This is a genomic window from Bradyrhizobium denitrificans (assembly GCF_013179005.1).
Lineage (GTDB): Bacteria > Pseudomonadota > Alphaproteobacteria > Rhizobiales > Xanthobacteraceae > Bradyrhizobium > Bradyrhizobium denitrificans.
Genome location: NZ_JABFDP010000003.1, coordinates 134,748 through 157,587, shown reverse-complemented (window position 1 = coordinate 157,587; position 22,840 = coordinate 134,748). Strand labels below are relative to the sequence as shown.

Sequence of the window (22,840 nt, the reverse complement as noted above, 5' to 3'; positions counted from 1 at the left end):
TCCATGGCAGCCCAGCCCGGTCGGCATTTAACGGCAGAACCGGCAGGGCCGAAAGCGCCACGGGCGAGTGGCCGCGTGGTCGTGAAATTTTCCCGCGGGCCGTCGGGAGCGGAGCCGGTTCTGCGCGGCGGCAGCACGCCTAGCATTCGGTCCTGCAAGCATGTCTCTGGAGACCGCCATGTCACACCGCCGCTCCGTCCATTGTCTCTTCCTCGCGCTTCTTGTCGTCGCTGGTCCGCTCCGTAGCGCGGCCGCATCCGATCCCGTCCCGGCTGTGATGGTCGACGATTTCAGCTATCTCGACACGTCCGGCGAGCCGATCGACCAGACGGCGGCACATCAGCGCCGGCTGCAGGCCTTCGTGGCGGCGTTGAAGCACGACGTCGCGACCGATCAGCGTCTGCGGCTGGTCAGCCCGTCCTGCGGCGCCGCCTGTCCCGCGGCGGATGCTCCGCCGGCCGCCCGATTGCAGATGGCCGCCGCGGCCGGCGCGGGCATCGTCATCACCGGCGGCGTGCAGAAGCTGTCGACCCTGGTGCAATGGGCGCGGGTGGCGGCCATCGACGTCGCATCCAGCCGGGTGCTGTTCGACAAGCTGTTCACCTTCCGCGGCGACAATGACGAGGCTTGGGAGCGTGCCGAAACCTTCGTCTCACGCCAGATGCGCGAGGCGCTGGTCACGCCGGCGCCGGTCCGGCTGGCCTTGCTGCCGTTCGAGCTCGACGCTACCAGCGCAGGCGCTGCGCTCGGCGAGACCGAGGCGGACCACAAGGAGCTGCAGGCGGCGACCGATGCGGTCCGGCAGGTGCTGGAGCAGTCCGGACGCTACCGCCTGGTGGACGCAGCCGCCGGCATCAAGCCGGGCCAGGGGCTGCGCGCGTGCGACGATTGCGAGGCTCGGATCGCCCGCGAACTCGGCGCGCAGCAGAGCCTGCTCGGGATCATCAGACGGATCGGCCGCACGGAATACATCGTCGGCTTTCGTGTCCGCCAGGCAGACGATGGTGCGCTGGTGCTTGCCGGCGACAGCGGGCTGCGCCTCGGCGCCAATTATTCCTGGAGCCGTGGCGCGGTGCGCGTGATCCGCGAGCAACTGCTCGGCAGTGGCGATTCCGAACGGTGATTGCCGGACCGAACGCGCAGGTGCCGCCGTCAGGATCGCGCGCCGCGGCGGTGGCCGGTGCGCCATGCCGGCCGAGCGGCGGCACTCCGGGCAATTCCGGTTGTTGTTATTTGTGACGATTTGATTACGGTCGGATGACACAGTAGGGCGTCCTGGTCGGCTGGCAGGTGCCGGCGCGGGGACTGTCCGGTCCGAGTATCGCCGCGTCATGTCGCTGACTCCGAACCACGAACCGATCACCACGCTCGCAGCGGCGAGCGCGACGCGATCTGCCGCCGTGCGGCTGTCGGCCGTCGCGGCACCGCATGTCGCGGCGCTGGCGCTGATGCTGCACACCGAGACCGATTTCGGCTCTCGCCTCGGCTTCGTGCTGGCCTGGGGCATCCTGAACGGCTTCTGGCTGGTGCTGCTGCGGCGCCCGGCGGTGTCGGGCGCCCTGGCGCTCACCATGGTCGTGGTGCTGGTGCTGCTGTCTCAGCTGAAGCACGCCGTGGTCCAGATGACCGCGAACTTCGTCGATGTGATGCTGATCGACCACGACAGCGCGGCATTCCTGTTCACGATCTTTCCGAACCTGAAGCTCTCGGTGCTGGTGGCGGCGGCCGTGGTGCTGCCGCTGATGGGCCTGCTGTGGTGGGTCGATCCGTTCCGCGTCGCGCGGCTGCCGGCGCTGGCGGGCAAGCTCGCCTGCCTCGCCGCGCTGACGCTTTATTCACTGAACTGGCGCGACGAGGCTTGGCGCGGCTATTACGACGACGGCTATCTCTCCAAATTCGCGCGCTCCGGCGTGACCGCGGTCTCGGATTTCCTCGCCAACGGCTTCATGGAATCCGACGCCACGGCCGATCGCCGGCTGGCGGCCGTGCTCCCGGACTCCTGCCATCCGGCCGGACGGCGGCCGAACATCGTGCTGATCCACGACGAATCGAGCTTCGACATCCGCTCCGCCCCCGGCATCAAGGTGCCCGAGGGTTATGGCAGCCATTTCAAGTCCTATGACGGCAAGGCGCGGCAGTTCATGGCCGAGAGCAATGGCGGGCCGAGCTGGTTCACCGAATACAATGTGCTCGCCGGCCTGTCGTCGCGCTCGTTCGGCCGCTTTGCCTATTTCGTCACCCGGATCGCCGCCGGCCGCGTCGAACGCGGACTGCCCTGGGCGCTGCGGCAATGCGGCTATGACACGGCCTCGATCTATCCCGCGCACGGCGCCTTCATGAGCGCGCGCAGCTTCCAGACGACAATGGGGATCGAGCGCTTCCTCGACGCGCGCGACCTCGGCGCCAAAGGCGTCGAGCCCGACAGCTTCTTCTATGACGCGGCGCTCGATCTGATGCAGCAGCGGCAGCGGACCAAGCCGCTGTTCATGTTCGTCTATCTCGCCGCCAATCATTTCCCCTGGGAGACCACGTTCCGGCCGGATCTGACGCCGGCCTGGCGCGCGCCCGGCAATCTGCCGGCGATCGATGAGTATCTGCGCCGGCAGGCGATGAGTGCGTCGGATTATCAGCGCTTCGTGGCGAGCCTGAAGAAGCGCTTCGGCGACCAGCCGTTCCTGATCGTGCGCTATGGCGATCACCAGCCGGAGTTCTCGCCGCACATTCTCGATCCCAAGCTCGACGAGGCCGGCATCGGCCAGAAGCTGGAAACCTATGATCCGCGCTATTACGCGACCTATTACGCCATCGACGGCGTCAATTTCGAGCCGCGCCGGAGCGAAATTGTGATGGACAGGATCGACGCGGCCTATTTGCCGCTGGTCACCCTGGAGGCGGCCGGCATTCCGCTCGACCCGTCCTTCGCCGAGCAGAAGGACATCATGCTGCGCTGCAAAGGCGTGTTCTACGCCTGTGGCGAGGGCGCCGAGGCACGCCGCTTCAACCGGATGTTGATCGATGCCGAGCTGATCCGGGGCTTGTAGAGCAGGCCTGTCGCTGGCGGGAGACCCCACGGATTCGCGATCAGCGGGTCGACCGATCGGAGCATTGCAGGGGTGGCCGTGCTGGGCTACCCCGTGCGCTCCGTCCAATGGGAGGTCCGACATGTCCACATCGGTAAAAGAGCTGTTGGCTGCGGCCAATGCCGTGGTGCCGAAGATCACCCCGGCCGAGGCGCAGGCGATGATCGCCAAGGGCAATGCCCTGGTGCTCGACGTGCGCGATGCGCCGGAGATCGAGAAGAGCGGCAAGATTGCCGGCGCCTTGCACGTGTCGCGCGGCATGCTGGAGTTCCGCGCCGACCCGGACTCGCCCTATCACGACAAGACCTTCACCAAGGACAAGAGCGTGATCATCTATTGCGCCTCCGGCGGCCGCGCCGCGCTGTCCGGCAAGACGCTGAAGGATCTGGGCTACGACAAGGTGTTCAACATCGGCGGCTTCAAAGATTGGGCCGACCATGGCGGCGCGGTGGAGAAGCCGATCGAGCCGGGGATGTGATCCAGCTCCGTTGATTGGTCGCGGCGGTCGTCGCACCAACCACCTCCGTCATTGTGAGCGCTCGCAATGACGCGGAGGATATGGCGCGACCTACTTCGCGATCCTGCTCCACAGCCAGCGCGCCACTGCTTGTGGTGACGAGTCCGCGTCGCTGCCGGAGGCGCGCAAATTCGCCTGTTGCATGGTCGCGATGTCGATGCGGCCGAGCAGTGGCCGCAGCGCGTCCTGCAGGGCGTGGTCCTCGGCCCGCTTGGGCGACACCAGCAGGATCGCGTCATAGGGCGGGATCGCATGCTTGGGATCGTCGAGCACGACGAGATCGTATTTCGCGATCAGGCCATCGCTGGTGTAGCCGGCGATGACGTCGACCTCGCCCGAGGCCACCGCGGCATACATGAAATCCGGCTGCATCTGGCGCTGGGTGCGGAAGGCGAGACCATAGGCGTCGCGCAAGGCAGCCCATTCCGGGCGTGAGAAGAACTCGTAGTCGCCGGCGATCGACATGTCCCGGCTGCGGCGTGCGAGATCTTCGACCGTGCGAATGCCGAGCGCCGTCGCCTTCTGGCGCGGCATCACCAGCGCATAGGCGTTCTCGAAGCCGAGCTCGCCGAGCAACGTGATCTTGTCCCGAGCGAGATCCTGCTGCAAGGCCGCGAGCAGCGCCGCGCGGGGCATCTGCTCCCGATGATGGAACTGGTTCGCCCACAGCGTGCCGGAATAATCGACATAGGTGTCGATGTCGCCGTTCTTGAGCGCCTCGTAAATGACGCTGGAGCCGAGGCCGGCGCGCGAGGTCGCGGAGAGGCCTGCCGCCTGCAGCCGCTCGCTGATCAGCGCCGACAGCACATATTGCTCGGTAAAGGTCTTGGCGCCGATCGCGTAGCGTGCGGGGCTGCTGCCGAGCGAGGGCAGCAGGCTCGCGCCCACCATCAGCGCGATGGCCGCGGTCCCCGATCCGACGCGGGCGCGGCTGCGTGTCCGCAGGCCGAGCTCGATGAAGGCCAGCAGCTGATCGACGGCGAGCGCCAGCACTGCGGCGGCGACGCAGCCGAACATGACCAGTACCCAGTTCTGGGTCTGCAGCCCGGCAAAGATGTAGTTGCCGAGCGAGGTCTGGCCGATCGGCGTCGACAGGGTGGCGGTGCCGATCACCCACACCGCAGCGGTGCGGATGCCGGCCATGATCACGGGCAGCGCCAGCGGCAGCTCCACCATGAGCAGCGCCTGGCGCTCGGTCATGCCGACGCCCTTGGCGGCCTCGATCAGGCCGGGGTCGACGCCGTTCAGCCCGGTGATGGTGTTGCGCAGCACCGGCAGCATCGAATACAGCGCCAGCGCCAGCACCGCGGGCAGAAAGCCGAACGCGGAGAATGACAGGCCGAACCAGCGCAGGGTCAGCGCGGCGAGTGCAAGCAGCAACGGGTAGAACAGCGCGAGCAGCGCCAATCCCGGAACGGTCTGCACCACGCTCGCGATCCCGAGCAGGAGGTTGCGCAAGGTGGGGCGGTTGCGTGCCAGCAGCGCGAGGGGAAAGCTGACAGCGAGTCCCAGCGCGAGCGCGGCGATGCTCACGCGCAGATGGCTGCCGAGATAATCGGCGAGATGCGACAGCGCCTCGGCGAAGCGCGGATCGGACAGCAGGCTCATGCCGCGCCGCTCTCGGGCAGCAGCGCGGCGAGGCGTGCGGCCTGGCGGCGCGGCGTGGTCATCAGCTCCGCCACGTAGGGCTCGCGGCTGGCGGCGAGCGCGGCTGGCGTGCCGGCCTCGACCAGGTGCCCGCTGCGCATCACCGCGATGCGGTCGGCGAGCAGCAGCGCCTCGGTGATGTCATGGGTGATCATCACCGTCGTCAGCCCGAGCTGGGCATGCAGGGCGCGGTAGTCGCTGCCGAGCGTGTCGCGGGTCAGCGGATCGAGCGCGCCGAACGGCTCGTCCATCAGCACGATGCGGGGACCCGCGGCCAGCGCGCGCGCCACGCCGACGCGCTGGCGCTGGCCGCCGGAGAGCGCATCCGGCAGGCGGTCGCGATGGGCGGCGCGGTCGAGCTGGACGAGGTCGAGCAGTTCGTCGACGCGGGCGGCGACCGCCTTGGGCGCTGTCCCCAGCAGCCGGGGCGTGATGCCGATATTGGCCGCAACCGTCATGTGCGGAAACAGCGCGCCATTCTGGAACACGGTGCCGATGCGCCGGCGCAGGGCGACCGGTTCGAGGCGGCTGATGTCCTCGCCCGCGATGCGGATGCTGCCGCCATCCGGCTCGATCAGCCGGTTGGCGAGCCGCAGCAGCGTCGTCTTGCCCGAACCGGAGCTGCCGACGATCGCCAGGAACTCGCCCTCGGCGATGTCCAGCGAGACGTCGTCGACCGCAGCCACCGCGCCTGCCGGGCCGGCAAAGGTCTTGTGGACGCGATCGTAGCTGATCAGGGGCGTGGGCTGCATACGGCCTTTGGCGATCTCGAAGCTCGCGCGCTGCTCCCCCTCCCAGGGGAGGGCAAGGGCCCGCTCGACCGGACCTAGCACGTCCCGCCGGTGCGTTGAACTTCGCCGCGCAAGCGGCTAAGCCGTCCCGGCCATTTTCGGGGAGGAATCTGGAACGTGACGACGCCCACGGCCGCCGCGGTCTCGCTGGACGGGACGACGGTGGCATTCCGTCTCGCCGGCGGACGCACTTACACCGCCGTCGAAACGGCGCAGCTCAGCGTGGCCGATGGCGAGTTCGTCGCCATTGTCGGGCCGACCGGCTGCGGCAAATCCACCCTTCTCAACGTCGCCGCCGGGCTGCTCAAGCCGGCCGCCGGCAGCGTCCGCATTTTCGGCCAGCCGCTGGCCGGCCTCAATCACGACGCCGGCTACCTGTTCCAGGCCGATGCGCTGTTCCCCTGGAAGACAGCCCTGGAGAACGTCGCGATCGGGCTGGAGGTGGCGGGCTCCGCCCGGGCCGACGCGGCTGCGAAGGCGCAGCAATGGCTGGCCTCGGTCGGCCTTGGCGCCTTCGGCAACCGCTACCCGCATATGCTGTCGGGTGGCCAGCGCAAGCGCGTCGGGCTCGCCCAGGTGCTGATCCGCAATCCCAGAATCATCCTGATGGATGAGCCGTTCGGGCCGCTGGACGCGCAGACCCGGCAGATTATGGGCAATCTGCTGCTCGACCTCTGGAGCGCCGACCGCAAGGCGGTCTTGTTCGTGACCCATGACCTGGAGGAAGCGATCGCGCTCGCCGATCGCGTCGTCATCATGTCGGCCGGTCCCGCCTCGCGCATCATCGGCGACTGGCGGGTCACCCTGCCGCGCCCGCGCGACATCTTCGAGGTGCGGATGAAGCACGAGTTCCATGAGCTGCATCGCGAGATCTGGCAGACGCTGAAAACCGAGGTCGAGAAGACCTACAAGCAGGCGGGGGCGGTGTGATGTCGCGTCTCGGTCTGCTCGCGCTGCAGCTGCTCGTTGCGATCGTCGCGCTCGCGCTGTGGCAATTGCTGGCCACCGTGCCGGTGTTCGGCCGCATTTTGCTGCCGCCGTTCTTCTTCTCCAACCCGGTCGACGTGTTTGCCCAGGTCGTCAAATGGTTCGCGAGCGGGGCGATCTGGAAGCATCTTGCGATCACGCTGTGGGAGGCGATCCTCGCTTTCGCGATCGGCTCGCTCGGCGGGGTGCTGGTCGGCTTCTGGTTCGCGCGCAAGCCGCTGGTCGCCGCGGTGTTCGATCCCTACGTCAAGATGGCCAATGCGCTGCCGCGCGTGGTGCTGGCGCCGATCTTTACGCTGTGGCTGGGCCTCGGCATCTGGTCCAAGGTCGCGCTCGGTGTCACGCTGGTGTTCTTCATCGTCTTCTTCAACGTCTATCAGGGCGTGAAGGAGGTCTCGACCGTGGTGCGCGACAATGCGCGCATGCTCGGCATGAACGAGCGGCAATTGATGCGCCATGTCTATTGGCCGTCGGCGCTGTCCTGGATGTTCTCCTCGCTGCACACCTCCGTCGGCTTTGCGGTGGTTGGCGCCGTCGTCGGCGAATATCTCGGCTCCGCGGCCGGCCTCGGCTATCTGATCCAGCAGGCCGAAGGCGTGTTCGACGTCGCCGGCGTGTTCGCCGGCATGTTCGTGCTGTCGGCCTTCGTGATCCTGATCGATATCGGCGTCACCCTGGTCGAGCGGCGGCTGCTGGTGTGGCGCCCGGACGCCGCGGATGGGCGATGACGGGCGCGGTGTCTCATCACGCTCAGCTGTCGTCCCCGCGAACGCGAGGACCCATACCGCGTGATCTCGAGGTTGGAACAGATTGGTCGTCGCGCCGGCCACAAACGAGGGCCTGTGGTTATGGGTCGCTGGGTTCGCAGGGACGACAGCGAAGTTGGGGCCGCCTTCTCATTGATGGCCGACGGGCCTAATCTGATCGACGACATGAACGGAGGAAACGCATGAACAAGATCATCGGCCGGATCACCGGCGCGCTGCTGGCGCTGGGCCTGAGCACCGGTCTCGCCACCGCCGCGAGCAAGGTCACCGTCGCGATCGGCGGCGGCGCCTGCCTGTGCTACCTGCCGACGGTGCTGGCCAAGCAGCTCGGCGAATATCAGAAGGCCGGGCTCGACGTCGAACTGGTGGATCTCAAGGGCGGCTCGGATGCGCTGAAGGCCGTGCTCGGCGGCAGCGCCGACGTGGTCTCCGGCTATTTCGATCATTGCGTCAATCTCGCCGCCAAGAAGCAGGAGATGCAGTCCTTCGTGGTCTATGACCGCTATCCCGGCCTGGTGCTGGTGGTGTCGCCGTCGCACAACAAGGAGATCAATTCGATCAAGGATCTCGCCGGCAAGAAGGTCGGCGTCAGCGCGCCCGGCTCCTCGACCGATTTCTTCCTGAAATATCTGCTCAAGAAGAACGGGCTCGACCCGACCGGCACCGCCGTGATCGGCGTCGGCCTCGGCGCCACCGCGGTCGCCGCGATGGAGCAGGGCCAGATCGACGCCGCCGTGATGCTCGATCCCTCCGTCACCGTGCTGCAGGGCACGCATCCGGATCTCAAGATCCTCTCCGACACCCGCACCCAGCACGATACTCTGGAGGTGTTCGGCGGCGAATATCCGGGCGGGGCGCTGTATTCGACCGTGGCGTGGATCGCCGGCCATGAGAAGGAGACGCAGGCGCTGACCAACGCGATCGTCGCCACGCTCGGCTGGATCCATGCGCATAGTCCGGAGGAGATCATGGCCAAGATGCCGGAGGAACTGGTCGGCAAGGACAAGGCGCTGTATCTCGCCGCCCTCAAGAACACCATCCCGATGTATTCGCAAACCGGCAAGATGGATCCCAAGGGGGCCGACGCCGTGCTCGCGGTGTTCAGCACCGGCTCGCCCGATGTCGCCAAGGCCAATATCGACGTCAGCAAGACCTTCACCAACAAGTTCGTCGAGCAGGCGAAGGGCACGACTGGCACGGGCGCGAAATAGCGGATGACGGGCGCCGTCATCCATCGCGTCACCGCGCTCGACCTCAAGGTCGAGCCCTGGGACTGGCCGTTCGCGCGTGAGCGCCGCGACGACATCGCGGCGCATTTCGCCGAGCGGCAGCGCGAGAAGCCCGGCCTGTGGAACGGCCGCATTCTGCTCGGGCGCGATGCCCGCTTCGACGGCGGCACGTTCTCCGCCAGCTATTTCGAGGCGGATTTCGCCAGCCTGCTGGCGTGGCGGGACTGGGGCTTTCCGGACCGCACCGCCTTCAACGGCTTCGGCATGGGCGCGCTGCGCGCCTCCGACGGCGCCTTCGTGCTCGGCGAGATGGGCGCGCATACGGCCAATGCCGGCCGGCTGTATTTTCCCGCTGGCACGCCCGATCTCGACGATGTCCGCGACGGCACGCTCGATCTCGCCGCCAATGTCGCCCGCGAGGTCGAGGAGGAGACCGGGCTTGCGCCTGCGGACTATCAGGCATCGCCGCATTGGGACTGCGTCGTGACCGGGGCATCGATCGCCTTGATGCGCGTGCTCGATGCGGCCGAGACCGGCGAGATCCTGAAACGCCGCATCGAGGCCAATCTCGCCGCCCAGGACGAGCCGGAACTGTCGGCGATCCGCCTGGTCCGCAGCAGGGCAGACCTGACCGCGGCGATGCCGCATTTCGTCACCGCCTTTCTCAACACCCAGTTCAGCGAACCGGAGCGCTCCGCATGAGCAAGAAGGCCCGCACCTTGGCCACCGAGCTCGACGGCTTCATCTCGCCGTTCCGAATCGATGGCGGGCACAAATTTCACCTGAAGTCGCACAAGACCAAGGTGAAGGGCGGTCTCGACAAGGCGGACGGCGAAGCCATCATCGAGCAGAACCGCAAGCGTCTCTCCGACTTCCAGGAGAAGCTCTATGCCCAGGACCGCTGGTCGGTGCTGGTGCTGCTGCAGGGCATGGACGCGTCAGGCAAGGACAGCGCGATCAAGAGCATCTTCGAGGGCGTCAATCCCCAGGGCTGCGAGGTCACCTCGTTCAAGCAGCCGACCTCGAAGGAGCTCGACCATGATTTCATGTGGCGCACCGTGCTTGCTCTGCCGGAGCGCGGCCGCATCGGCATCTTCAACCGCTCCTATTACGAAGAGTGCCTGGTCACGCGCGTTCATCCGGAAGTGCTGAAGGCCGAGAAGCTGCCGGCGCGGCTCGTCACCAAGAACATCTGGCGCGAGCGCTTCGAGGACATCTCTGCCTTTGAGCGTTATCTCACGCGCAACGGCACCGTGATCCTGAAGTTCTTCCTCAACATCTCCAAGGAGGAGCAGCGCGAGCGCTTTCTCGATCGGCTCGAGCAGCCGGCGAAGAACTGGAAGTTCTCGATGGGCGACGTCACCGAGCGCGCCAAATGGCATCGCTACCAGGCGGTCTACCAGGACATCGTGCGCCACACCTCGACGTCGTATGCGCCCTGGTATGTCGTCCCGGCCGACCACAAATGGTTTGCCCGCGTCGTGATCGGATCGACCATCGTGGCCGCGCTGGAAGCGCTCGATCTGCATTTCCCGCGCGTCGATGGCGCCGCGCTCGACGAGTTCAAGGCGGTGCGCAAGGCGCTGGAAGGCGAAGGCAAGGGCGGCAAGAAAGGCGGCGGGTGAGGCGGGCCTCAGCGCCCGTTCACGCCGCGCCGGCCTGCCGCGCCGTGTTGTCCGCCGACAGGAATCGGCGCTCGAAATCGGCGGCCGGCATCGGCTTGCCGAAGTGATAGCCCTGGCCATGCTCGCAGCCGAGCGCGAGGAGGAAGTCGGCCGTCGCCTGGTTCTCAATGCCTTCGGCGATGACGGACAGATTGAGCTGCCTGCTCAGGCTGACGGTGGAGCCGACGATGGCGGCGTCATCGGCCTGGGTCAGCACGTCACGAACGAAGGAACGGTCGATCTTGAGTCCGTCCAGCGGGAATTTCTTGAGATAGCTGAGGCTTGCGTAGCCGGTGCCGAAATCGTCGAACACCAGGCTGACGCCGAGCGCCTGCAGTCGGTTGAAGGTCTGCAGCACGCCGGGTTCGTCATGCAGCAGAATGTCCTCGGTGACTTCGAGCTCGATCAGGCCCGGTGACACGCCGGTGACCGTCAGCAGCTTGCTGACGAAGGCGGCGAGATCGCCGGACTGGAACTGCGACGGCGACAGGTTGATACCGACCCGGATCTCGTGGCCGGCGAGCTGCCATTCCCGTGCCTGTCGGCAGGCGGTCGCCATGACCCAGGTGGCAACGGCTTCGGACAACGGCGAGGTGTTGACCACCGGGATGAAATCGCCGGGCGGCACGAGGCCGCGCGTCGGATGCCGCCAGCGGATCAGCGCTTCGGCGCCGATCACGCGGCCGCTCGAGAGGTCGACCTGCGGCTGGTAGAACAGCTCGAATTCACGGCGTTCGACGGCGAGCGCCAGCTCGGCTTCGAGGGTGAGGCGCCGCTCCAGCTCCTGCCGGATCGCCGGCTCGAAGATCATGTGGCTGCCGCGCCGGTCGGTCTTGGCGCGGCACAGCGCGAGGTGGGCATTGCTGAGCAGTTCGTCCGCGCTCTGGCCACCGTCCGGATGAACCGCGACGCCAAGGGTGATCTTGACGCGCTGCTGCCGCGCGGCGGCTTCCAGCGGTGTTTCGAACAGATGCGAGACGTGCTGCGCGAGTTCGGCCACGGTGCCGCCGATGGCGGAAGAGGGAATGGCGACGGCGAATTCGTCGCCGCTGAGCCGGGCGACGCAGCCCATGCTGCCGATTTCGCTCCGCAGCCGCTCAGCGGCCGCACGCAACACGCTATCGCCGAAGGCGTGGCCCAGCATGTCGTTGATGTGCTGGAACCCATCGAGGCCGATCACCAGCAGCACCAGCCGGTCTGCTCCCGCATCTGCCGTTTCGATCATCGCAGCAAGCTCGGTCTGCAGCGTGTTGCGGTTGATCAGCCCGGTCAGAGTATCGTGCTCGGCCAGATAACGAATGCGCTCCGCCTCGCGCTTTCGCACCGAGATGTCGCGCAGGATCACGCCATATTGCAGACCATCCGCGCCCTGCCAGGCCGAGACGCTCGCCTCGACCGGGAAGACCTCGCCGTCCTTGCGGCGGCCCTCGAATTCGACCGTCGCGCCGCCGGGCAATAGGGGGGCCGGCAGCGCCGCTTCTTGCTGCGGGAACAGGTCGTCCGTGTCGCTGCGGTCCGCCCGCAAGCGCGCGAAAGGCTGACCGATGATCTCCTCTGCGCCATAGCCGAAGATCGCGACCGCGCCGGGATTCCACACGGTGATGTGCTTGTCCTTGTCGGTGCACACCAGCCCGTCGCCGATCGACATCGCGATCCGCTCGAAGCGGCTCTCGGCGACATGGCGCAGCAGGCCGCGAAAGTCGATCTCGTCGAGCGCGGTGGCCGCCAGATAGGCGACCAGCGCGATCTGCAGCAGCGCGGTGTCGAACACCAGCGCGAAGCGATCATGTAGAATCAGCGCCACGACCTCGATCGTGATGCTGAGGATCCCGACCAGCAGGGCGCGCCGCGCGGCCGACAGATGCGGCCAGCTGAGCAGCATTGTGACGACGATCAGCAGCAGAGCCGCGACGGTCGCCACACTCGATGTCGGGACCAGCGTGCGGTTCTGGAGGATCGATTCCGCCGCAAGCGCCTGTAGCACGGCGCCCGGCAGGACGCGGCCATTCGGAACGCTGTAGTGATCACCGAGCTCGACGGCGGTCGAGCCGACAATGACGCGCTTGTCCTTGAGCTTGGCCAGCGCCGCCGCGTCGCCGCGCAGCACATCGACATAGGACACTCTTGGCAATGATGACGGGTCGATGCCGTAGTCGATGAGGAACGTGGTGTCCCTGGTGACATTGCTGCCGGCGAGAAACGCGCCCATCGACTGCAGGAAGCTGTCCTTGTCGTAATCGCCATAGGCATAGCTTCGGACGCGGCCGTCCCGCTCCACCACGATGTTCACGAAGGCGGACCACGCCTCCTGTTCGAACCGCGGCAGCGGCCGATTGGCGAACAGGACCGAGTCCTTGAGCTGCTTGAAGGCCGGCAGCACCACGGCCCCCTTGGTGCTGAGCAGCGCATCCACAAAGGCCTGATCCGCGGCCGGGTCTGACGGCGCGCTGAAGTCGATGTCGAGGGCGATGTCGCGTGCGCCGGCGCGCTGAAGCTGCTCGACCAAGCGGGCATGATGTGTTCGCGGCCACGGCCAGACACCGATAGCCTCGATCGAGCGCGGGTCGATGGCCACGACCGCGATCTCCCCGCTGGCCGGATGACGGTCGAGACGGAAGCGCAGGTCGACCAGCGCATGGCTGAGCAGCTCGTAACCGCCAGACAGGCCGACGGTGAGCAGCGCAACGACGACCAGAATATGCGGCATGAACCGCCTGAACATGCCCCCTCCCGCTTCTGCGCGGATCACGCCGACCTCCATCCGCGCGATCCCGGCTTCATTGGTGTCCCCATTTGCGCGGCGCTCATCCGCGCCAACGACGTCGTCCGCATTCATCCGATTGCGCCCTTGCTACGCGGGCGGTCGCATCAGTTCTTGTTGTGGCCGTAGGCGTAGGCATTGCCGCGGCCACGATTGCTGCCATGGTCGTCACTACTGCCGCCGTTTCCGTTTCCGTTGCCGCTGTTTCCGTTGCCGTTGTTTCCGTTACCGTTGTTTCCCGCGTTGCCGTTATTGCCGTTGCCGTTATTTCCGTTTCCGTTTCCGTTTCCGTTCCCGTTCCCATTTCCGTTGCCGTTGGCGGCGGCGAGATTAGCGGCAGCGTTGGCGTTGCCATTGCTGGCGGATGCGGCCGGCGAGCCGACAGCGGCGGTCACTGCGGCTGCCACCGACGAATCTCCGAACGCGCTGCTCGTGGCCGAACTGCTTGCCGCATTGCCGTTGCCGCTGCGCGGGTCGTTCCAGGCGGCACTGCGTCCAGCGCCTCCGGTCGCCGTGTGCGCGCCATGGGCGAGGCCGCGCGTCGCCTTCTGAACGTTGAGGTTGACCTCACCGATCGAGGTCGAAATTCGGACGACGTTCGGCCTTGCAGTTGCAGACGCTGGTCCGGAATGTTGCGGAGCAGGCGTAGCCGTCGCGGCACGGAGCGCGGCGCCGCTGGCGTTGAGCGCATGAATTACGCCGCCTTTGGCATCGCGCGGCGCGCGCAGGCCGTCTCTCGGCACCGGGATGCGATCGATGGTCGGGGTGCGCGGCCGGCCCTGTTCGATCGGGCTGAATGTGCCCGCGCCGGACAGGACAAGGCCCGCGCGACCGCTTGCATACGCCGTGGCGGCTTGGCGGGGCATCACCTGGGCGATCTGCCCGGTCTTGAAGTCTGATACCTGAACCTGTCCGCGGCTGACTTCGACCCTGGTGTTGCGGCCGCTGATCGTGACGCTGAACTTGGTTCCCTTCACCACGGCGGCGAGATAGGGCGTTTCGACCTCGAAGTGCTGAACATTGCGCTTCTCGACCTCGAGCAGGATCGAGCCGGCGCGCTGGAGGATCGTCGTCGCCATGCCGTCCTTGGCTGCGGCCGGGAGACCGACCTCCGAGTTCGGCCCGATCATCATCATCTCGGCGCCGCGCGTGAGGCGCACGTGCCCGCTTGGCCCGGTGCGGATCGTGTCTCCTGGCTTCAGCATGTCCTCGCGTCCGAGCGAAACCTGCGTGGCGCCCGAGCTTGTGACCCAGACATCGCCCGAGAATTTGCTGACCAGCCACGGCTCGCCGTCGGCCGCGAATGCGGCGGGGGCCGCACCGACAACGAACGCGGCCATCAGAGCCGGTAACAGGAAGCGCTTGGCTGACATGGTCCACACTCGCGGCGGTTGCTGTCTCCCAAAACTAGACAAAATGTTTCAAGAGAGCCTTATGAGTTGTGCCTAGGTTTTCCTCCCGCGTTTACGCTTCATTGACCTTAACAAATTAAGAACGACGGCATGGGTCGCCGTTGTGTCGAGAGCGTCGGGAAATACGCGGGCCGGCGCGACGGAGCCGCCGGGCCGCGCGCATCGCGCATGCTCAGGGGAACCGCGGCCGCTGCGGGCATGGCGTTCTCCGCCTTGCTGGGCGCGGCACCCGGTCATGCGCAGCAGGTCAATCAGCCGAGCTTCGATCCCCGGCAGACCGAGAAATATTTCGACGAACAGTCGCGTCCCGCACAGCAGCTGCCGCCGCGCCCGCGCGCGCCGACATTCGGCTCGCAAGACAAGGGCGGCGATCGTAAGACCTTGTTCACCCTCCGCGGAGTCGCGCTGACGGGCGCGTCGGCGCTGCCGGCGGACCAGCTCGCGGCAGCCTATCAGAGCTATATCGGCAAGCCGGTGTCGCAGGCCGATCTCGCCGCCATTGCGACCGCGATCAGCGATCTCTACCGGGCCGCCGGCTTCCATCTGAGTCGGGCCATCATCCCGCCGCAGGACGTCAGCAACGGCACGGTGCGGGTCCAGATCATCGAGGGCAGCATCACCGAGGTCAGCCTGCAGGGTCCCGGTGCGGAGGAGTTCGGAATCCGTGCAATGCTTGGCCCGGTGCTGGCCGAGCAGCCCTCGCGCCTTGCCACGCTGGAGCGGCAGTTGCTCCTGATCAACAGCCGCGGCGGCGTACGCCTGGTCGATTCCTCGTTGGAGGAGATCGGCGGCACCACCGGCCGTTTCCGCCTGATCCTCGAGCTCAAGACCTGGCACGTCTACGGCTTCGCCGGCATCGACAATATGGGATCGTCGACGGTGGGCCCTTGGCAGAGCTATGCCACGGCCGCCTTCAACTCCTATCTGCTCCCGGGCGACACGCTGACGGCGAACCTGTCGACGACCCCGGGGGATCCGCGGCAGCTCGCGTTCGGGCGACTGTCCTATGACGTTCCGCTCGGAACCGACGGGGTGCATATCGGCGCCTCTGCGCTGTATAGCGAGGTGCGGCCGGGCGACATCAGGCGCCGTTTCAACGACAACACCGTGACCGAGACGATCGAGCTGCGCGGTGGCATTGCGCCGATCCAGTCGCAACGCGCATCGTTGAATCTGACGATGGCGGCCGCCTTCAGCGACGTGACCGAGCGCGACATCTTCGGCATCTGGTATCGTGACCGTATCCGTACCTTGACGTTCACGTCGGACTACCGCTGGAAGGATGATCTCGGCGGTGACAGCTATCTGACGCTCGCCTATCGGCAAGGGCTCAATGCCTTTGGGGCGACGCCGGCTGGCGATATCATGGCGTCGCGTGCGGGAGCTTCGCCGAGCTTCTCCGTCGTCAACGGCTGGTTCACGCGCTATCAGGCGCTGTCGGAGGCCTGGTCGCTGAAGCTTGCTGCCGCGGGCCAGCTTGCCTCGGGGCCGCTGTATAACTCCCAGCAATTCTATCTCGGCGGCCTGTCCTATGGTCGTGGCTATGGCAGCGCCGAGATCAGCGGCGACAACGGCATCGCCGGCACGTTCGAGGTCCGCTTCGAGCAGACACCGAACTGGGCCTATCTGAAGAGCTATCAGCTCTACAGCTTCTTCGATGCAGGGCTTGCCTGGAATGACGGCTTTCGGCCGTCCGATGGCGTTGCGCTGACGTCGGCCGGAGCCGGTGTGCGCTTCACCTTCCCCAACGACTGGCGTGCCGATCTCGGCGTCGCGGTGCCGCTCGGCTACCGCGCGCCGGACAATTCGACGCGCGGCGTGCGTCTGTTGCTGTCGCTGTCGAGCGTGCTCAAGCTGTGCCCGCAGCGCGGGCAGGGCGCCTGCATGTGAGGTCGATCAGACTGGCTTATGATGGCCGTGGAACAGCCGGCCCTTCTCGGTGATCAGCACGATGATCAGTGCGCTGGCCGTGCAGGCCAGGAAGCCGGTTGCGAACGGCACGACCGTGCCGTCGAAGGCCTGGCCGACCACCGCGCCGGCGGCCATGCCGAGCAGCGTTGTGATCGAGCCGTAGATCGAGGACGCCGTGCCCGCATTGGCGCGCTGCGGCTCGAGCGCCAGCGCCGTGAAATTCGCGAAGGTGAGGCCGAACGAGAACATCATCGCCGCCGACAGCGTCATGAACAGCCACAGCGGCAAGGTGCCGAGCATGGCAGCTGCGAAGCAGGCCAGCGCGATCACGACGCTGCCGACCAGCGCGCCATGAGAGATCACGCGCATGCCGAGACGGCCGACCAGCCGGGCATTGAGAAAGCCCGCGAGCGCAATGGTCACCGCGATCGCCGCGAAGGCGAGCGGGAAGTAATGGCCGAGATGATAGACGCCGGTGAACAATTGCTGCGACGACAGCACGTAGCCGAACAGCGCGCCGAACACGCCGCTGGCGGCAAGTGCGTAGCCGAGGGTCTGGCGGTCGGTCAGCGTCTTGCGGAAGGAGGCCGTGATTTCGGCGACGGAGAACGGCTTGCGCTCGTTTTCCGGTAGCGTCTCGGGGAGACGGGCTGCGGTCCACAACAGCGCGACGACGCCATAGATCGTCAGCACGATGAAGATGCCGCGCCATTGCGTCAGAATCATCACGGCCTGGCCGAACGACGGCGCGACCACGGGCACCGCGATGAACACCATCATCGCCAGCGACACCACGCTCGCCATGCGGCGGCCGGCATAGCAGTCGCGCACGATCGAGGTCGCGATCACGCGCGTGGCGGCCGTTCCGAGACCCTCCAATGCGCGCGCCAGCAGCAGCATTTCAAACGACGGAGCGGCAATCGCGAACAAGCTTGCCAGCACGTAAAGCACCATGCCGCCGATCAGGACCGGGCGGCGGCCGAAGCTGTCCGACAGCGGGCCGATCGCGAACTGGCCGAGCCCGAAGCCGATGACGAACGCCGACAGCACCGTCTGCACACGGTTGGCGACGTCGATGTGGAACGTCGAGCCGATGTTCGGCAGGGCCGGCAGCATCATGTCCATGGCCAGCGGATTAAGCGCCATGATCGCCGCGATGACGATCACGAATTCGGCGAACCCCATCGGCCGATGGCGGACGATCTCGATGTCGGCACTGGTGTCAGTCAAGGCGCGGCTTCCGTCAGGTCAGATGAATGAGGTGATGCACCCTGTGTATCGGACTTGCTGCGGCGCACAAGGCGCGTTTCGGAATGGCTGGTCGGCGCCTTGCTGCGGCGCACTGGCGGGATTGTGACCGGGCGTTGCCTGCTGTGAAATTGCGCGATTCTGGCGGTGGTGGTAACGCGCGTGTGATCCAGGTTGGACGTTGGCCGCGCATGAAGACCTACAAGATCGTCGTCTACGTTCCCGCAGCCGCCGGTGAGGCCGTGCGTGGTGCCATGGGCGAGGCCGGCGCCGGGCGGATTGGCAATTACGATTACTGTTCGTTTACCGTGACGGGCATCGGGCGCTTCCGGCCGCTCGCCGGCGCCAATCCCACGATCGGCAGCGTCGGCCGGATCGAGGTTGTTGAAGAGGAGCGGATCGAGACGGTCTGCACGGAGGACAGGTTGAAGGCGGTGCTCACGGCGGTCCGCGCCGCACATCCCTATGAAGAGCCGGCCATCGACGTCTATCCGATCGAGGTGGTCGCGTAGGATGGCGGTTCTTCGTTTCATGTCGCATGGGCTGCGCGCGCTCGTCGTCGCTGCGATCATGTTTATGGCGGTCCCGGCGGCACAAGCGGAGGATGCCTCGCCTGCGGCGCAGATCTCGGCGTTCCGGCTCAAGAATGGCGAGGGCCGGGTGATACGCGATGCCACGCTCGACCGCATCGCGCTGGAGCAGGCCCGCGCGATGGCCGAGAAGGATGATCTCAGCCATGAGGTGCTCGGTCCATTCACCCGTCGCGTCGCGCCGTCGAAGGCCGGGCGTGCCGCCGAGAACATCGCTTACGGCTATGACAATTTCGACAAGACGCTCGGCCAATGGATCAACTCGCCGGGCCATCGCAAGAACCTGCTGTTGCCGAAGGCGACCAAGGTCGGCATCGCCAGCGCGCGGAATGCCAGCGGCAAGCGCACTTATTGGGCCATGGTGATCGCGGGCGACTATGACAGCGACCGGCCGAAGCCGGCTCCGAAGAGCAGGGGCAAGGCCGTGGTCGCACAGACCGCGCCAAGAGCAGAGAAGAGCGAGACCAAGCCGGTGACGCGCTGGGGCGCCAAGCCGCCGGCCTCCAAAGATTGTCATCTCAACATCAAGGTGATCGGCCTCTGCATCTGAGGTCGATTGATCTGAGGTCGCTTGCGTAACGCTGCGTCCTGCGCGGGGTGATCTCACGCAGCGATCACGGGGTTGTGCGAGGAGTCCCGTTGTTCGGGTGAGATTATTCTCTTATACAAGTTTAGGTTGTTGTTTTTCGGCAGCCATTCTCGTGAAGATTTTTCATTTCATTTCAAACGGAGACGATCCATGTCAGTCATTGAGCACGCGTCGGCCACCAGCACCAATCCGCAGCCCGTGTCGGCATCCTTTCAATGGACGCTCACGGCGTATGAGGAGCAGGGCAATCTGTGGCTCAAGTGGAGCACGACCGCACCTTTCCGTGCGCAGCAGGGGCAGATTTCCGTCTACAACAGCAGCAGTTTCCCGTCCGATCCGCAGAAGGATCGCAAGGCCTGGTCGTGGGACAATGAGCACGGCGGCGGCTCGGGATGGGATACCGGGCTGCGCTACGGCTCGGACTGGCACTGCGCCTGGATCGCCGAGAAGAGTCCGAACGGGCCCTACGCCTATGCGCTGAAGCTCGTCACCAAGGGCACCTGACCGCGTCTGCGTCGTCGTCGCGGATCGTGCATCGCGTAAGCGGCGATGATGCCTTGAAGCAAACCTTGCGGGCGACACGTCGCCGCCCGCACCCGGCCTCGCGTCAGCATGAGCTTGCCCCTCAGCGCGGCAGGCTCTTCAGATGCAGATAGCCGGGATCGAACTCGCCGATCGCGCACAGCCGTGGCCAATGATAGACCGCCAGCGTGCCGCTGCGGAAATCGACCGCGCGGCTGGCGCGCAGCTCGACCAATGTGCGGTTGACGGTCGCGATCGCCATGCCCAGCGCCTCGCCGAGCTGGATCAGGCTGACCGGCAGCTGCAGCAGGTTGCCGTCGACATGGCCAAGCGCTTTGGCGCGGTAGAACAGCTCGCAGAACAGGTGCGCCATGCGCGCCGGCTTGCCTCGCGCACTGTTGTTGGTGATGGCCTCGCGAAAGATCGACGCGTCGACCAGTGTCTCGCGCCAGATCGCAAAACCCAGCGACGGCCGCCGGCTGATCGCCCGCGTCAGCTCCTTGTGCTGAACGGACGCGACCGCCGCAGAGCCGATCGCGCAGACCGCGTGGTCCATGCGGTCGAGGAACAGCGCCTGCGAGTCCGGCCAGTCGCCGGCCATGTGAAATGAGAGATATTGTCGCCCGCCGCTGCGGAGCAGATGATAGCGCGCAACCCAGCCGGACATGACCACGACGGATTTGTCAGGTTCGTCGCCTTGCCTGATCAGGTCTTCATGGCCGGCCAGCTCGCGCCGCGTGAAGCTGAGAGTCTTGATCTCGGCGATGTCGTCGCTCGACAACCGGGAATGTTCCTTGAGCTTGTTGACGACGATCCTGTCCGCATCCATGGGAGATTCGAGCTCGCTGCTCAGCTTCCGTATCAAATGAGCCGATGCTTTCAGCCGGTCCTACTAAATTCGACAATCGTATCACGGGATGCGGAGAGGAGTTGGTGGTCGCCGCATCGGGAGAACAGCCGTGCCCCACATTGCGTTCCTCTACCGGATTCGCCGCCTGTTTGGCGGCTCAGGGCCGCATCTCGACAGCATCGCGGCGGCATTGACCCGCGGCGAGCTCAGGCAGCCGGCCCAGCCGATGTCGGATCATGAACTCGCCCGCGCGATCCGCGAGTTCCAGAGTGCGCCGCCGTCGGAGGCGACGTTGAGGAAGCTGGCGCAGCGCCTGTCTGCCGCCGAGCAGAAGACGAATTAGAGCCGGGAACGCCGGACCGTCGGCGGCAGGCGCAGTCCTTGTACCTTCGGAACGCCGGCTGGCGGACGCCGCTTGGGCGGTGTCCGGAGTCCACGTCCCGGTGTTTCCCCGGTGGAACTTCGCTTGGCAAGTTCCTGCGACTCGCGCATCACTTGAAGATGCTCGACCTCCTCGCCCGCCATTGGGTTGCCGGTGCCGTGTTCATGGCCGCAGCGCTGCTGGCTTTGGTGCCGGTGCTGGCCGCGGATTGGCCGTTGCCGCTGCTGCTGATCTTCCTGCATTCCCCCGGCTACATGATCCACCAGGTGGAGGAGCATACCGGGGATCGCTTTCGCCGCTTCGTCAATCAGGTGATGTTCGGCGGCCGCGAGGCGCTGACCACGGTCGACGTGCTCTGGGTCAATTGCGGCGCGGTCTGGGGCATCGACCTGATCGCGCTCTATGTGGCCTGGATCGCCGGTCCTGCTTGGGCCCTGGTCGCACCCTATCTGATGCTGGTGAATTCGCTCGGGCATATTGGTCCGGCGCTGCGCTTCCGCGGCTACAATCCGGGCCTTGTCTCCAGCATCATCCTGTTCATCCCGCTCGGCCTCGTGACCGTGCTCACCATCCCGGCGACGGCGGCCCAGCATGCCCTGGGCTTTGGCGCGTCACTGCTGCTGCACGTCATCATCGCGGCCAACGCGATCCGCCGCGCCGCGCAGGCGCGGGCGGCCTGAACGCGCCGGCAGCGGCGCTGTCGTCATTCGCCGGGGACCAGCCGGACGGTTCGCACCGGCTGCGGCGGCCGCCGCAACCGTCGCCGCGACATATAGAGCAGCAGGCCGGTGACCGCGAATAGCGGCATCGTTGCGGCGGCCAGCATGAACAGAATCCGGCCGGGCCAGCCGAGCATGCTGCCGCGATGAATATCGAACACGCGCGCCAGCACCCGCTCACCGGTGGACTTGTCGGCATAGCGCTCCGCTGCGATCAGCCGGCCCGTGCCGGCATCGATCCGGAACTCGTCGCGGATGTCGTGCGTCTCGTCGAGCCAGGATCGCACCCGTACAGCGGCCGCGCCGCCCGCAGGCAGCATGAGATCAAGCGTGATGTAGCGGTCGCCAGCCTCGCGCAGCGCGGTCGCCCAGACCAGGTCGAGCGCCAAGGGCTGCTGCGAGGCGGGACTGGCATCGCGCTCGCCACGCGCCGGCTTCGGCGCAGCAGGCGGCTTCGTGCTCAACAGCCAGGTGAGTCCGTCTTTGTACCAGACATAGGAGTATGACAGACCCGACAGCGCGATCACCAGATAGATCGGCAGCAGCCAGGTGCCGATCACGCTGTGCAGCGAGCGGTGCAGGCCGCGCCCGCTCAACCGCCATTGCGGCTTCAGCCACAACGCCGCGCTGCTCGCCCGCCGCGGCCAGCGCAGCACGAGGCCGGAGATCAACAGCACGATCAGCCCGAGCACCGTCGCGCCGGTGATCTGGCGGCCGGCGCCCTTGCCGTCGCCGGGCAGCAGCAGCCAGCGATGCAGCCGGCGGATCGTGGCGAAGAAGCTCTCGCCGAGCGGCGTGCCGAGCACGCGCCCGTCATAGGGATCGACCAGCACGGAGGAGGGATGGCCGCCATCCTCGCTGCGCGCGAAGCGGACCCTGACAGCTGATGTCGGATCGCGCGACAGCGAGAGCGCAGCGACCTTGCCGAGGGCGGGATCGGCCTGGAGCCGGGCAATGAGCTCGGCCGGCGCCAGCGGCGCCGCATCGCGCGCGACGACATGGGCGAGGGCGCCGTTGAGCCCCGCCTGGATCTCGTCCTCGAAGCTCATGATCGCGCCGGTGACGCCCATCACCGAGAGGATGAGCGCCGCCGCCAGCCCCACAATGGAGTGGATCTGCAGCAGAGCCGTCTTGATGTGTGATGTCGTCAAAGGAAGCTCCCTTCTGCCTGTCT

At 66.4% G+C, this 22,840-nt stretch carries 21 protein-coding genes; 14 read left to right on the top strand and 7 right to left on the bottom strand.

Annotated elements, in window-relative coordinates; all coding sequences use genetic code 11:
• The first annotated feature begins 178 nt into the window (after positions 1-178).
• The 3 genes from HL671_RS04200 (at position 179) to HL671_RS04190 (ending at position 3,558) form a co-directional block, all read left to right on the top strand.
• Positions 179-1,123, top strand: coding sequence for a DUF2380 domain-containing protein (locus tag HL671_RS04200; protein WP_172235687.1), 945 nt, complete (start codon positions 179-181; stop codon positions 1,121-1,123).
• A gap of 208 nt (positions 1,124-1,331) precedes the next feature.
• Positions 1,332-3,041, top strand: coding sequence for a sulfatase-like hydrolase/transferase (locus HL671_RS04195; RefSeq protein ID WP_012045950.1), 1,710 nt, complete (start codon positions 1,332-1,334; stop codon positions 3,039-3,041).
• A 121-nt stretch (positions 3,042-3,162) separates the two neighbouring features.
• Complete coding sequence (locus HL671_RS04190; protein ID WP_012045949.1) at positions 3,163-3,558, top strand: rhodanese-like domain-containing protein; 396 nt, start codon at positions 3,163-3,165, stop codon at positions 3,556-3,558.
• Positions 3,559-3,648: 90 nt separating this feature from the next.
• Here the strand turns inward: HL671_RS04190 and HL671_RS04185 are convergent, their stop codons facing one another.
• Entirely contained in the window at positions 3,649-5,205 is a 1,557-nt protein-coding gene (locus HL671_RS04185) for an ABC transporter permease/substrate-binding protein (protein ID WP_041750949.1), read from the bottom strand.
• Positions 5,202-5,996 (bottom strand): ATP-binding cassette domain-containing protein, encoded by a 795-nt coding sequence (locus HL671_RS04180; RefSeq protein ID WP_172235759.1) that lies wholly within the window; start codon positions 5,994-5,996, stop codon positions 5,202-5,204. Before HL671_RS04180 ends, HL671_RS04185 begins: the two co-directional genes overlap by 4 nt.
• A 156-nt stretch (positions 5,997-6,152) precedes the next feature.
• On the opposite strand from HL671_RS04180, the gene HL671_RS04175 reads away from it, so the two are divergent.
• The 5 genes from HL671_RS04175 (at position 6,153) to HL671_RS04155 (ending at position 10,643) form a co-directional block, all read left to right on the top strand.
• On the top strand, positions 6,153-6,965 hold the full coding sequence (locus HL671_RS04175) for an ABC transporter ATP-binding protein (protein ID WP_012045946.1): 813 nt from the start codon (positions 6,153-6,155) through the stop codon (positions 6,963-6,965).
• Entirely contained in the window at positions 6,965-7,750 is a 786-nt protein-coding gene (locus HL671_RS04170; RefSeq protein ID WP_172235686.1) for an ABC transporter permease, read from the top strand. Before HL671_RS04175 ends, HL671_RS04170 begins: the two co-directional genes overlap by 1 nt.
• Positions 7,751-7,971: 221 nt before the next feature.
• The gene (locus tag HL671_RS04165; RefSeq protein WP_012045944.1) at positions 7,972-9,000 is read left to right on the top strand and encodes an ABC transporter substrate-binding protein; all 1,029 of its coding nucleotides are present in this window, start codon (positions 7,972-7,974) and stop codon (positions 8,998-9,000) included.
• 3 nt (positions 9,001-9,003) lie between these two features.
• Positions 9,004-9,720: an NUDIX hydrolase gene (locus HL671_RS04160; RefSeq protein WP_012045943.1), complete on the top strand. Its 717-nt coding sequence runs from the start codon at positions 9,004-9,006 to the stop codon at positions 9,718-9,720.
• Entirely contained in the window at positions 9,717-10,643 is a 927-nt protein-coding gene (locus HL671_RS04155) for a polyphosphate kinase 2 family protein (protein ID WP_172235685.1), read from the top strand. The genes HL671_RS04160 and HL671_RS04155 overlap by 4 nt, the downstream gene beginning before the upstream one ends.
• 19 nt (positions 10,644-10,662) lie before the next feature.
• Here the strand turns inward: HL671_RS04155 and HL671_RS04150 are convergent, their stop codons facing one another.
• The gene (locus tag HL671_RS04150; RefSeq protein WP_172235684.1) at positions 10,663-13,404 is read right to left on the bottom strand and encodes an EAL domain-containing protein; all 2,742 of its coding nucleotides are present in this window, start codon (positions 13,402-13,404) and stop codon (positions 10,663-10,665) included.
• Between the two features lie 146 nt (positions 13,405-13,550).
• A complete protein-coding gene (locus HL671_RS04145; protein ID WP_172235683.1) occupies positions 13,551-14,816 on the bottom strand; it encodes a FecR domain-containing protein in 1,266 nt (421 codons plus the stop codon).
• Positions 14,817-15,023: 207 nt separating this feature from the next.
• On the opposite strand from HL671_RS04145, the gene HL671_RS04140 reads away from it, so the two are divergent.
• Complete coding sequence (locus tag HL671_RS04140; protein ID WP_374050093.1) at positions 15,024-16,745, top strand: ShlB/FhaC/HecB family hemolysin secretion/activation protein; 1,722 nt, start codon at positions 15,024-15,026, stop codon at positions 16,743-16,745.
• Between the two features lie 6 nt (positions 16,746-16,751).
• Here HL671_RS04140 and HL671_RS04135 read toward each other — a convergent pair whose 3' ends face one another.
• A complete protein-coding gene (locus HL671_RS04135; RefSeq protein WP_172235681.1) occupies positions 16,752-17,996 on the bottom strand; it encodes a multidrug effflux MFS transporter in 1,245 nt (414 codons plus the stop codon).
• Between the two features lie 209 nt (positions 17,997-18,205).
• Here HL671_RS04135 and HL671_RS04130 point away from each other — a divergent pair, with 209 nt between their 5' ends.
• The 3 genes from HL671_RS04130 to HL671_RS04120 all read left to right on the top strand — a co-directional run bounded on the left by HL671_RS04130 (position 18,206) and on the right by HL671_RS04120 (position 19,697).
• Positions 18,206-18,526 carry a YqfO family protein gene (locus HL671_RS04130; protein WP_172235680.1) on the top strand — a complete coding sequence of 107 codons (321 nt, stop codon included), beginning with the start codon at positions 18,206-18,208 and terminating at the stop codon, positions 18,524-18,526.
• A 1-nt stretch (position 18,527) separates the two neighbouring features.
• The gene (locus HL671_RS04125) at positions 18,528-19,154 is read left to right on the top strand and encodes a CAP domain-containing protein (RefSeq protein ID WP_172235679.1); all 627 of its coding nucleotides are present in this window, start codon (positions 18,528-18,530) and stop codon (positions 19,152-19,154) included.
• Positions 19,155-19,343: 189 nt separating this feature from the next.
• Positions 19,344-19,697: a hypothetical protein gene (locus HL671_RS04120; RefSeq protein WP_012045935.1), complete on the top strand. Its 354-nt coding sequence runs from the start codon at positions 19,344-19,346 to the stop codon at positions 19,695-19,697.
• A 121-nt stretch (positions 19,698-19,818) separates the two neighbouring features.
• Here the strand turns inward: HL671_RS04120 and HL671_RS04115 are convergent, their stop codons facing one another.
• The gene (locus HL671_RS04115) at positions 19,819-20,544 is read right to left on the bottom strand and encodes a Crp/Fnr family transcriptional regulator (RefSeq protein WP_012045934.1); all 726 of its coding nucleotides are present in this window, start codon (positions 20,542-20,544) and stop codon (positions 19,819-19,821) included.
• A 130-nt stretch (positions 20,545-20,674) separates the two neighbouring features.
• Here HL671_RS04115 and HL671_RS04110 point away from each other — a divergent pair, with 130 nt between their 5' ends.
• Positions 20,675-20,908 (top strand): hypothetical protein, encoded by a 234-nt coding sequence (locus HL671_RS04110; protein WP_172235678.1) that lies wholly within the window; start codon positions 20,675-20,677, stop codon positions 20,906-20,908.
• 158 nt (positions 20,909-21,066) lie between these two features.
• On the top strand, positions 21,067-21,627 hold the full coding sequence (locus HL671_RS04105) for an HXXEE domain-containing protein (protein WP_172235677.1): 561 nt from the start codon (positions 21,067-21,069) through the stop codon (positions 21,625-21,627).
• 23 nt (positions 21,628-21,650) lie between these two features.
• On the opposite strand, the gene HL671_RS04100 is transcribed toward HL671_RS04105, so the two are convergent.
• Complete coding sequence (locus HL671_RS04100; RefSeq protein ID WP_172235676.1) at positions 21,651-22,817, bottom strand: PepSY-associated TM helix domain-containing protein; 1,167 nt, start codon at positions 22,815-22,817, stop codon at positions 21,651-21,653.
• Positions 22,818-22,840: the final 23 nt, after the last annotated feature.